The 10,244-nt window shown below is 69.6% G+C and carries 5 protein-coding genes; 2 read left to right on the forward strand and 3 right to left on the reverse strand.

All coding sequences use genetic code 11. The features are described from left to right. Positions 1–251 precede the first annotated feature (251 nt). Positions 252–7,163: a polymorphic toxin-type HINT domain-containing protein gene (locus tag MTQ10_RS06965; RefSeq protein ID WP_247463334.1), complete on the forward strand. Its 6,912-nt coding sequence runs from the start codon at positions 252–254 to the stop codon at positions 7,161–7,163. Beyond that, positions 7,111–7,530, forward strand: a complete 420-nt coding sequence (locus MTQ10_RS06970; protein WP_247463336.1) for a hypothetical protein — start codon at positions 7,111–7,113, stop codon at positions 7,528–7,530. The genes MTQ10_RS06965 and MTQ10_RS06970 overlap by 53 nt, the downstream gene beginning before the upstream one ends. A 114-nt stretch (positions 7,531–7,644) precedes the next feature. Here the strand turns inward: MTQ10_RS06970 and MTQ10_RS06975 are convergent, their stop codons facing one another. The 3 genes from MTQ10_RS06975 to MTQ10_RS06985 all read right to left on the reverse strand — a co-directional run. Continuing rightward, the gene (locus tag MTQ10_RS06975; RefSeq protein WP_247463339.1) at positions 7,645–8,952 is read right to left on the reverse strand and encodes a tyrosine-type recombinase/integrase; all 1,308 of its coding nucleotides are present in this window, start codon (positions 8,950–8,952) and stop codon (positions 7,645–7,647) included. After that, positions 8,952–9,179, reverse strand: a complete 228-nt coding sequence (locus tag MTQ10_RS06980) for a helix-turn-helix domain-containing protein (protein ID WP_247463341.1) — start codon at positions 9,177–9,179, stop codon at positions 8,952–8,954. Before MTQ10_RS06980 ends, MTQ10_RS06975 begins: the two co-directional genes overlap by 1 nt. Beyond that, the coding region (locus MTQ10_RS06985) for a zinc finger-like domain-containing protein (RefSeq protein WP_247463343.1) at positions 9,179–10,244 on the reverse strand (1,066 nt) is incomplete at its 5' end. The genes MTQ10_RS06985 and MTQ10_RS06980, both read right to left, overlap by 1 nt.

Genomic DNA, 10,244 nt, shown 5'->3' on the forward strand with positions numbered 1-10,244 from the left:
CCGGGCCGAGGGCCATCGCCGCACACAGCGGCCCCCGGCCCGGCCCACGGCCACGACCACACCCACCACGCCACGCGCAGCCCGCTCGTGGTGTGCCGTCACACCCACAGCAAAGGACGGGTAGAACCACCGTGATATTCGGCAGATCCAGCCGGCCCTCACGGCCGGGAAGGTTCTGGCGCAGACGCCGTCGGGCGCTCGTCATCCCCCTTGCCCTGATCCTGTCGGTCCCCGCAGGTCTCACTCCGGTCGTGGCAGCCGAGAAGGCACCGGCCGGCCTGGGGCGCCCCGACCTGCCCGCCCAGCGCGTCAGCAAGGTCAAGCCGGTCACCGGCCTGGGAGCCAAGCAGGCCCGCGACCGCGTGGCAAGGGAGGAGAAGGACAACGCGGACCGCGCCCGCCGCGCCCGCACCGAACAGCAGCAGAAGGACGCCTGGCCGACGCCCGGCTCAGCCGGCCTGCGCCTCACGGGCGGCACCCCCGCCAAGGCCGCCCCCGGAAAACTGCCCGTCACCCTTGCACCGGCGGCCGGCAAGCGGGCCCTGCCCAAGGGCACCGATGCCACCGTGACCGTCCTGGACCAGGACACCGCCCGACGCCTGGGCATCACCGGAGTGGTCCTCACCGCCCAGGCCGACAAGGCGGGCACAGCCCGCATCGGCGTCGACTACACGGCGTTCGCCTCCGCCATCGGCGGCGGCTGGGCCGGCCGGCTTCAGCTCGTGCGGCTGCCCGAGTGCGCGCTGACCACCCCGGACAAGGCGCAGTGCCGCACCCGGACCCCGCTCGCCTCGCACAACGACCCCGCCGAGCAGACTGTTGCCGCGGACGTCAGCCTTCCAGCACAGCCCGAGGGCCATTCGCCGCAGCGCACCTCCGGCGCCACTGCTGTCATGGCCCTGACCGCGTCCGGGGAGGGCGGCCAGGCATCGAACGGCACGGGCGACTACAGCGCCACCCCGCTGTCCTCCTCGTCCTCCTGGGCGGCCGGCGGCAGTTCGGGCGCGTTCACCTGGTCGTACAACCTGCCGACGCCGCCCGCCGCGGCCGGTCCCGCGCCGGAGCTGGCGATCTCCTACGACTCGGGCAGCGTCGACGGCCGTACCGCCACCACCAACAACCAGCCCACCTCCGTCGGTGAGGGCTTCACGCTCACCGAGTCCTACATCGAGCGCGGCTACGCCGACTGTGACGACGACGGCCACACGGACGTCCACGACCGCTGCTGGCTGTACGACAACGCACGCCTGGTCCTGGACGGCAAGTCGTCCCGGCTGGTGAAGACCTCCACGGCGGGCGTGTGGAAGCTCGAGAACGACGACTCCACCACGGTCACCCGGCTGACCGGCGCCGACAACGGCGACAACGACGGCGAGTACTGGAAAGTCGTCACCGGCGACGGCACCACCTACGTCTTCGGCCAGGACAAACTCGACGGCGCCACCACCCAGCGCACCAACTCCACCTGGACCGTGCCGGTCTTCGGCGACGACGAAGGAGAACCCGGCTACACGGCGGGCAGCACCTTCGCCGGCCGCGCCGTCACTCAGGCCTGGCGCTGGAACCTCGACCACGTCGTCGACACCCGCGGCAACGCGGCCACGTACTGGTACGACAAGGACACCAACTACTACAAGAAGAACAAGGCGTCCAAAGCGGATGCCGAGTACGTGCGCAGCGGTCGTCCGAAGGAGATCACCTACGGCCTGCGCGCCGGGGCACTCTTCACCGACAAGGCCGACGCCAAGGTCACCTTCGAGTACGCCGAGCGGTGCACGGCCGCCGACTGCTCGTCGCTGACCAAAGAGACCGCGGACAACTGGCCCGACGTGCCCTTCGACGCGATCTGCGCCAAGGACTCCACCACCTGCACGGCCCAGTCCCCGTCGTTCTTCACCCGCAAGCGCCTCACCGGCATCCACACCTTCTCGTGGAACGCGGCCACCGGCACCTACGACCCGGTCGACTCCTGGGCCTTCACCCAGCGATTCCTCGACGGCGGCGACATCGGCGACACCTCCGACCAGGTGCTGACCCTGCAGTCGATCAAGCGGACCGCCAAGGCCGGCACCCCAGTCACGACCTACCCGGTGTCGTTCACCTATCAGATGCGCCCCAACCGGGTCGACGCCACCGACGACATCCTGCCGATGACCCGGCCCCGCATCTCCACGATCACCTCCGAGACCGGCGCCATCACCACCGTCACCCTGTCCGCGCCCGAATGCCTGCGCAGCCAGGTCCTCACCGCGCCCCAGGACAGCAACACCCGCAGCTGCTACCCGAAGTACTGGAACATCAACGGCGCCGAGAACGCCTCCGTCGACTGGTTCCACAAGTACCGCGTCCTCGCCGTGGTCACCACCGACCCGGCCGGCCACAACGACGCCGTCGAGAGCGAGTACGCCTACAGCGGCGCGGCCTGGCACTTCGACGACGACCCGTTCACCCCGAAGGACGAGCGCACCTGGTCCGACTGGCGCGGCTACCGCCAGGTGACCGTCTACACCGGCTCCCGCAACGCCCCTGCGCGCTCGAAGACGGTCTCGGTGTACATGCAGGGCATGGACGGCGACCGCAACAAGAACGGCACCGTCAAGTCCGTGTCCGCCGCCCCGCTGAGCGAGCCCCAGCTCGGCCTGTCCGCGCTGAAGGACAGCGACCCCTACAGCGGTTTCCTGCTCCAGCAGGTCACCTACGACGGCGCCACCGCGATCTCCGCCACCAGCAGCATCCCCTGGTCGAAGGAGACCGCGCGCCAGAGCACGGCCGCAGGCGCCGGCGACCACGTGGCGCGCATGGTCCGCACCCGGAAGACCACCTCCTACACATACCTGACGGTTCCGAAGACCTGGCGCTCCACCGCGGCCGAGACGGTCGAGTTCGACGCCCGCGGCCGGTCGGTGAAGGCCCTCGACACCGGCGACACGGCGAAGAACGGCGACGAGACCTGCACCCAGACCTGGTACGCCGACAACGACACCGCCGGCCTCACCGCTCTGGTCTCCCGCACCCGCACCGTCGCCCTCGGCTGCGGATTCGCCGAGAGCGACCTGACCCTGGCGAACGCCGACGGCAGCCGCGGCAACGTCCTGTCCGACACGGCCACCGCCTACGACGGCCTCACCTGGTCACCCGGCATGCGGCCCACCAAGGGCCTGGCCACCTGGACCGCCCGCGCCTCGGCCTACGCGGCCGACGGCACCGTCACCTGGGACAAGCGCTCCACCACCGAGTACGACACGCTCGGCCGTCCGGTCAAGGCCACCGACGCGGCCGGCAACGCCACCACGACCGCGCACACCCCGGCGGACGCGGGCCCCCTGACCAGGACGGTCGTCACCAACGCCCTGGGCCACCAGAGCATCACATTCATCGACCCGCGCCGCGGACTGCCCACGAGCGTGTACGACGCCAACCGGAAGGGGACCGCCCTCGCCTACGACGCGCTCGGCCGCATCACGGACGTCTGGCTGCCCAACCGCAACAAGAACACGCAGAGCCCGAACCAGAAATTCACCTACAGCCTCAGCAACACCCGCCCCTCCTGGGTGTCCAGCGCCACTCTGAAGGCCGACGGCGACACGTACAACACCAGCTACGCCATCTACGACTCGCTGCTGCGGCCCCTGCAGACCCAGCAGCCCACCCCGCAGGGAGGCAGGCTTCTCACCGACACCCGCTACGATTCGCGCGGGCTGGCCTACGAGACGTACGCGGACATCTTCGACAGCACCAGCACTCCCGACGGCACCTACACGCGCGCCGAGTACGGCGAGGCCCCCGTCCAGACACTGACCACCTTCGACGGTGCCGGACGGGCGACCTCCGGCACGCTGCTCGTCTACGGCGTGCAGAAACAGAGGACGACCACCGTCTACACCGGCGACTCCGTCGCCGCCGGCGCACTGGCGGGCGGGTCGGCCACCCGCACCATCACCGACGCGCTCGGCCGCACCGTCGAGACCCGCGAGTACGCGGGCACCAGCCCCGCCGACCCCGCCTTCGGCGGCGCGGGTGCCGCGCAGTACACGTCGGTGAAGTTCACCTACACGCCCGACGGCAAACAGAAGACCATCACCGGCCCGGACGGCTCCGCATGGAGCCACACCTACGACCAGTACGGGCGCGAGAGCCGGTCCACCGACCCGGACCAGGGCACCACCAGGACCTGGTACGACATCCTCGACCGGCCGGTGAAGACCACCACAGGCGACAACACCGTCGTCACCGCCTACGACAGCATCGGCCGGCCCACCGCCACGTGGAAGGACGAGGCCAGGCCGGCGAACCTGCTCACCAAGCGCACCTACGACGCCCCGTCCTACAAGGGGCTGCCCGCGACGTCCACCCGCTACGTCGGCGGTGAGAACGGACGCGCCTACACCAAGGCGGTCACCGCCTACGACGACCTGGGCCGCCCGACGACGACCCAGCTCATGCTCCCGGCCGGCGACCCGCTGACCGCGGCCGTCCCCGGCGGCACGCTGACCTACACCACCGCCTACCGCCTGGACGGCACCGTCCGCACGGCCTCCGAACCGGCCCTGGGCGGATTGCCCGCCGAGACACTCCAGTTCGGCTACGGAGACCTCGGCCAGCCCACCTCCCTCAGAGGCGCCACCGGTTACGTCGAGAACATCGACTACACAGCGCTCGGCCAGGCCGCACAGCTCACCCTCGGGTTCGGAGGCCCCGGCGACCGTGACGTGTACCTCACCAACACCTACGAGGAGGGCACAGGCCGCCTGACCGACAGCAGCGTCACGGACGACACCCACCCGTACGTGCTGCAGGACCTCGTCTACGGCTACGACCAGGCCGGCAACGTCACGTCGGTGGCCGACCCGACCAGCCTCAGCGGGGCCGGCAAGCCGGAGACCCAGTGCTTCTCCTACGACGGCCACCGCCGCCTGACCGACGCGTGGACTCCGGCCACCCGCGACTGCACGGACACACGCGATGCGGCCGAGCTGGGCGGCCCGGCCCCGTACTGGACCTCCTGGACCTACAACGCCGCGGGCCAGCGGCAGACCGAGACCCGGCACACCTCCTCCGGCGACGCCACGACGCGGTACTGCTACGACACGGCGCAGCAGCCGCACGCCCTGCGTTTCATCACCACCCGCACCCAGTGCGGCACGCCGGACCCGGCCGGGGACAGGGTCTACGAGTACGACACGGCCGGCAACACCACCGGCCGCCCCGGTGACACGGCCCGGCAGACCCTGACCTGGAACGTCGAGGGCCGTCTGGAGAAGCTCACCGAGCCGGGCAAGGCGACCACCGAATACGTCTACGACGCCGACGGCACCCTGCTGATCCGCACCACCGACACCGGCGAACGCGTCCTGTACGCCGGCGTCACCGAACTCCACCTGCCCTCCGACGGCAGCGGTGCCTGGGCGCAGCGCATGTACACCGCAGGCGGCACGGCCGTGGCGCTGCGCACCGACCAGGGAGGGACACACAAGGTGTTCTTCCTGGCCGGCGACGACCATGGCACTCAGTCGCTGATGGTCACGGCGGACAGCCGGCAAGCGATCACGAAACGGTTCATGAGCCCCTTCGGCTCCGAACGCGGCGGATCGATCGGCGCGTGGGAGACGGACAAGGGCTTCCTCGGCAAGACCCTCGACGCCACGACCGGCCTGACCCACATCGGGGCGCGTGAGTACGACACCTCGACGGGTCAGTTCATCAGTGTCGACCCGCTGCTGGAGACCGACAGGCACCAGACCCTCAACGGCTACAGCTACGCCGCCCAGAACCCGCTGACCTACAGCGACCCCAGCGGCATGGGCCTGGCCTGCGGCGGGCACGGCGACAGCATCCCGTGCCCGACGCGATGGGACGGCACCCCGGGCAACGGCCGCCCCGCCGAGGCGGCTGTCCCCGGCGCTGCCCAGCGCCACCACCACCCCTGCAACAGCAACTGCGGGGAGAAGAAGGGCACGGCGGCGGTGGAGCGGGCCAAGGACGGCCAGCCCATGGTCGGCGGCATCCGCGTTCCGCCGCAGAAGGAACTGGAGGCCAGGTACGCCGGCTCGTCGTCGTACGGGCAGATGCTGTCCAGGTGGGCGCAGGACACCTGCTACATCCCCGGGCAGAACGGGGAGTTCTGCGAGATCGCGGACCAGGCCGGCCTTCTGCCGGAGAAGGGCAATGATCCGTGGGGCATCAGGGCCACCTACCACTGCCTGCGCGGCCGAGGCGACTGCGGCGAAGCCATCGCCCAGGGCATCATCACTCTCGCCACGATGGCCTTCGGCTCCGTGACCAAGGCACTGATCGCACGATCCGGTGGCCGTCTCGCCGCCGCAGAAGCCGAAAGTGCAGCAGCATCCCTCTACAAGGCGGCCTGCAGCTTCACCCCCGACACCCCCGTCCTGCTCAAGGACGGCAAGACCAAACCCATCAGCAAGGTCGAGCCCGGTGACGAGGTCGAGGCAGCCGATCCCGAAACCGGCGAGCACGAGGGCCCCCGCACAGTCGAAGCCCAGCTCATCCACCACGACGACGACCTCGTCGACATCACCGCCCGCACCGCCGACGGCCGTGAGGCCGTTCTCCATGCGACGTCCGACCACCCCTTCTGGAACGCCACCGACCACACCTGGACCCCCGCTGGCGACCTCCGTCCCGGCACCCGCCTGACCACCCCGTCAGGCACCCCGGCCCAGGTCACCGCAGTCACCGACCGCCCCGGCGACGCCTGGATGTACAACCTCACCGTCGCCGACCTGCACACGTACTATGTGCTGGCGGGCGAGACGCCGGTACTCGTTCACAACAGCGGAGCGGGCCCTGACCCCACCTCCTTCTCGAACTTGATTCCGGCAGATACGCCGGAGTGGTTCAAGCCGATTGCTCCCGGCACCGTTCTCTCTCGCTCGGGCAACTATGCATACGTGGTGACCGGCGATGGTGAGCTCGTCATTGGAAAGCGAACGGCCGGCCATGTGAGCCTCGCCCAGGGGAGGGACGTGCTGGCCGCCGGAGAGTTCAAGACCAAGGGTGGTCAAGTCGTGTACCTCGACAATAAGTCTGGCCATTATCAGCCTTACGGTGCCCACGCTCAGAAGGCGGCAGTGGATGCCTTCAATAGAAATGGACTTGGTGCTGATGGGAAGTACATCGAGGCGTGGCGGCCTAGCTGCTGATCCGGTCGCAGAGTTCATGCAGGTCGTTGAGGGGGTCCTAGCTACTGCAGAGGAGACCTGCGGCGTCGAAGAACTCGAGCCGGGATTGGAGCGTGCTCTCGCGATTCTGCAGAAGAACCCTGAACTGAGAGGGCAATTCGAGAGTCGCGTAATCGCTCTGATCGATTCCCTCCAGGAAGGTGTCGTTGAAATGGTTTCGTTCCTGATGCATGTGCTGCGTTGGGAAACTGTCCGAGAGGCAGTCGAAGAAAGGATCAGGCACCCCCGAGGGGACGTCAGCAATATTCGGCTTTACGAGGCCATGGTGGACGCCTTCTCCGATTCCTGGCGCGACCGTGATCTCTTTGCGAGATTCTCTGAGGCGTGAGGCCGTAGCTCTGCAGCGTGCGAGCAGGTAGGTCGCGAACGCAAAGATGAAGCCCCGTCAGGTGCGTCCTGGCGGGGCTTCTGCGTGGGGTGACGGGAGTAGTTGACGGCAACGTCAGCGGCCGAGGGCGGTGCAGGGTGGTGGTTCGTCGCCGTCGGAGCTGACCGTCTTCGTGGTCTCCGGGCCGCCGAGCGCGGTGCTGAGGGTGTTGATGGCGTCTCGCTGGAGGCGGAGTCGGACGTGGGCGTAGACGGTGGCGGTGACGCCGATGTGGGCGTGGCCGAGGAGTTCCTTGATCACGACGAGTTCGACGCCCTGTTCCAGGAGCAGGGTGGCGGTGGAGTGGCGGAGGTCGTGGAAGCGGATGCGGTGGAGGCAGGCCGTGCGGAGGAGCGTGTTGAAGGTGCGGGTGAGGTTGGTCGGGTCGATCGGTCTGCCCTGCGTGGTGGTGAAGATGTGCCCGTTGGGCTGCCACGCGGTGTCTGCTGCCTCGTGCTCACGCTGCTGCTGTTCGTGGTGGCGCTTCAGCGACTGGATGCAGCGGGCGGGGAGAGCGATGCGGCGTTCAGAGGCCCGGGTCTTGGTGGGCAGCGTGGTGAGCCCGCCTGCGCTGGTGCGCTGAAGGGTGCGGCGGATGGCGGCGGTGCTCGAGCCGAGGTCGAGGTCTTCCCAGCGCAGGCCGAGGAGTTCGCCCTTGCGGAGTCCCGTATGGAGGGCGAGTTCGAACAGCGCGTGCAGTCGATGATCCTGGGCCGTGGTGAGGAATCGGCGGGCTTCGTCGGTGGTGAGGGGTTCGAAGCGTCGGGGCCGGGGTGTGCCGGTGCGGACGTTGCGGGCGACGTTGCGGGGGATCTCTTCCTCCCGGACGGCGTGTTCAAGTGCGGATTTGAGCACGGAGTGGATGTAGGTCAGCGTCAGCGGAGAGAGCCGCTTGGAGCAGCACGTTCCGACGGCGCAGCAACGGGGCTCAGGTCGGCTCGTGTCGATGTCGCGCGCGCAGCACTGGCAGGTGGTGCGGAGCTGGTTGAGCCAGGTGCGGACGTCCTTGGCGGTGAGCTTGGCGAGTTTCTTCTTGCCCAGGCCGGGGATGAGGTATCGGTTGACGCAGGCGGTGTAGCGGGTGTGGGTGTTCTCGCGGAGGTGGTGGACGGCGACGTTCTCCAGCCAGTACGTCGGGTACGCGCCGACGCTGCCCTGCGCGGAGGGGACGGGAAGACCGCGGTTGCTGTTGGCGATCTTCTCGGTGAGCTTGGCCAGGGCTTCCTTGCGGGTGGTGCCGTAGACGCGGACGCGGCGACGGGTGTTGCCGGGGGCGAGGACGTATCCGGCAGCCTCCCAGCGGCCGTCCTTGCGCTGGTAGACGGTGCCGTCGCCGTTGGCGCGCACGCGGCGGGAGGCGGGGGTGTCTCGGGGCGTGGTCATCAGGCGGCGGCTTCCTGTTCGAGGCGGGTGCGGATGAAGTCGGTGAGGGCGTGGGCGGGGATACGTCGGGCGCGGCCGAGGGTGATCGAGGCGAGCTGGCGGGTGCGGAGCAGGTCGTAGACGGCGGAGCGGCCGAGTTGGAGGCGGGCCATGACCTGGGGAACCGTCAGCAGGTCCAGCGCTGGCTCTGTCTCCAGGTGGAGGACGGTGGGCGGGGGCGAGGTCATCAGCAGCCCCCTTCGGCGATGAACTGGCGTTCCAGTTCTCTGCGGTGCCAGACGTGGGCTGCGAGGAGCGCGGCGCCGGGGCTGTAGCCCGAGCCCAGGTAGTCCCAGCGACCGACGACGAGAGTGGTCGTCGGGTCGGGCTCGGGCAGGCCGGCGTGGGTGCGGGCCCGTTCGGTGCGCCAGGCACGGCGGGCGGCGCGCAGCGCGCCGAGGGTGGTGGAGTAGCTGCGGGACTTGGTGGAGAAGTGGCCACGGAAGCCGAGCATGTGTGCCCACTTCCAGAGCTTGAGGTGGGCGAACTCGGGCAGCTTGCCGAGTTCCCAGCAGGTGCGGATCATCTGCCGCACGTGCCGGGCGACGGCGAGCCGGGGCAGGGGCCGGGACTGTCCGGTTCCGTCGCAGGCGGTGCACGGGAGCGGGGTTCCGTGGGGGAGGACGGTGGCGCCGCGTCCTTGGCAGGGGCGGCAGAACAGGGCGCGGTCGAGGGTGCCGGAGGTGTCGGCGGATTTGGTGGCGTACTTGGCGACGTAGGCGGCTACGGCCTGGTCGGTCAGTTCGGTGTCGGTGCCGAAGGCTGCGATCTCGCGTACGTCGAGTTGTTCTCCCCAGGCGAGTTCGCGTTCCCCGACCGCGTCCGACTCGACCGTGACACGAACCCGTGCGGCGGCGGCGCGTACGGCGTCGGCGAGCATGGCGGCGGTGGCGTACGGCGGCGGGGGCTGGGTGCTGCCGTCGGGGCCGTCAAGGCGGATGACGGCGTGGAAGTGGACCAGGCCGCGCTGCTGGTACTCGGCGACCTTGGCGAAGGAGACCCGCAGGACGGTGCGGGCGGCCTTCTGGGTCATGCCGAGCCGAGCGGCGAGCTCCCGACGGAGGTAGGTGGTGAAGCGGGCCCACAGGGCGGAGGCGTGGGCGTTGAAGAGAACCGCGCCCGCGTAGTCGTACGTCGCCGGATTGAGAGGCGTACCGAGCAGGACGTCCGTGGGTTCGTGGCGGGTGCCGCAGCGGCAGGGCCGGATGTCGCCATCGGGGGTGGTGGGGCGGTTGTGGACGGGGCCGAAGGAG

Source organism: Streptomyces sp. XM83C (assembly GCF_023072675.1).
GTDB classification, from domain to species: Bacteria; Actinomycetota; Actinomycetes; order Streptomycetales; family Streptomycetaceae; genus Streptomyces; species Streptomyces thermocoprophilus.